The organism is Acinetobacter sp. TUM15064, assembly GCF_008980265.1.
Lineage (GTDB): Bacteria > Pseudomonadota > Gammaproteobacteria > Pseudomonadales > Moraxellaceae > Acinetobacter.
Window position 1 is genome coordinate 1 of record NZ_BKFU01000195.1, and the last position, 497, is coordinate 497.

Sequence of the window (497 nt, forward strand, 5' to 3'; positions counted from 1 at the left end):
GTGATAAGCTGCATCCAAACACAGCACCACATCAAATAAATTCAAAGTAACGGGTTGCTGTAAATCTAAAAAGGATTGGCAATAAATTTCAACCTGCGGTAACTCATGTTGAATTCGTTTGACACATTCAGCTTGCAGCTCCACTGCACTGAGTTGACGAACATGATACTGATCAATCCAATGCAATAAACTTGCACCTTGCCCACATCCGAGATCTAAAACACGATCGGAACCTTTAAGCTGAACTGCCTCAGCGCTTTGATCTGCTAACGTTTGACATGCTAAGGGATAATCCTGTAGCTGTTGCCAATATCCTAAATTACTCCAAGCAAGCCTAGATTCATCACCAAGTCGTTTTGCATCTATGGCATATTTATGCCCGATGAGGCTTTCAATCCATGCTTGCTTGAAGCGCTTCATATTTAGTAACCGAGTTCAGGTGCAACTTTAACTTGTGGTTTAAGTCCAACAAATGGAACTGGGGCACCTAAAATTTC

At 41.6% G+C, this 497-nt stretch carries 1 protein-coding gene; it reads right to left on the minus strand.

Annotation, left to right across the window (positions count from 1 at the left end):
- Positions 1 to 420 (minus strand): cyclopropane-fatty-acyl-phospholipid synthase family protein (locus GBI16_RS18390; protein ID WP_151707632.1); only part of this gene is annotated, 420 nt, incomplete at its 3' end.
- Positions 421 to 497: the final 77 nt, after the last annotated feature.